Source organism: Clostridium tarantellae, assembly GCF_009295725.1.
In the GTDB taxonomy this organism is placed as follows: Bacteria; Bacillota; Clostridia; order Clostridiales; family Clostridiaceae; genus Sarcina; species Sarcina tarantellae.
The window spans coordinates 1-1,279 of record NZ_WHJC01000510.1; the positions used below are offsets into that span (position 1 = coordinate 1).

General features: G+C 23.9%; 1 protein-coding gene. It reads left to right on the forward strand.

The window, feature by feature from the left end; translation table 11 throughout:
• Positions 1–153: 153 nt before the first annotated feature.
• The coding region (locus GBZ86_RS15995; RefSeq protein WP_207707473.1) for a metallophosphoesterase at positions 154–1,279 on the forward strand (1,126 nt) is incomplete at its 3' end.

The window sequence follows — 1,279 nt, forward strand, 5'->3', positions numbered from 1 at the left end:
GGTATACTTATGATAAAACATAGCATAAAATTATTTTTTAAATTTTTCTTTTTAATAATTTTTATTTTTTCTTTATTAATTAGTTGTTTAAATAAAACTATTAAATTAAATAAATGTGCTAAAATTACTTTTGCAGTTTTTAGTGATATTCAAATGAAAGATTATGATTCAGATGGAAAAAGAAAGCTAAAAACAGCTTTAAAAACCTATAACAAATATTTTCCTAACTTAGATGCTTATATAATTTCAGGAGATTTAACAGAAAATGGTTCCCAGCTTCAGTATGATAATTTTATAAATATATTTAATAAATATTCTAAAAAAGATGCAAAACTACTTACTGTAATGGGGAATCATGATTATTGGAATGAATTAAGTGCTGATGAAGCACAAAAAAGATTTGAAAATAATATGGAAACTAAAATAAATACTCATACTATACTAAAAGGATATGATTTTATTAACATAAGTAGTGAAAATGGTGATTGCCATGGAACTTTTAATGAAAATTTAATTCAATGGCTAAAAAAAGAATTAAATATTGCTAAAAATAGAGATGCTAAAAAGCCTATTTTTATAAATGTTCATCAGCATATTAAAAATACAGTATATGGTAGTGATTTATGGGGAAATGATTCTTTATATAAAGTATTAAAGGATTATCCTCAAGTTATAGTATTTTCTGGTCATTCTCACTACGATATAAATGACGAAAGATCTATACATCAAAAAGACTTTACCTCTGTAGGTACCTCTAGTATAAGTTATACAGAATTAGAACCGGGAAAAATTGAAGGTAGTATTCCTAAAGATTTTTGTCACTTTAGTCAAGGTTTAGCAGTAAAAGTATATGAAGATAACACAGTAGAAATTCAGCGACTTGATTTTCATAATAATACTAAAATAAAAAAGCCTTGGATAATAAAAGAGCCTAGTAAAAAGGAGCTTTTTACATATACTGATAATAGAAAAAACTTAGTTTCTGCTCCTTATTTTAATAAAAATGCAACAGTAAAAATTAATAGAATTACTTCTAATAGTGCTACAATTGCCTTTACTCAAGGAAAGCATGAAGATTTTGTTCAATCATATAGAATAGAACTTTTAAATGAAGATAATAAAACTTTTTATAAAAACTTATTTACTTTTTCTGACTTTTATTTAGGTTTAAAAAATATGAAAAATTCACTAACTGTTACTCTTCCAAATCTTAATTCTAATACAAAATATGAAATAAAAATATATGCCATAGAATCTTTTGGTAAGGAAAGTACTAATT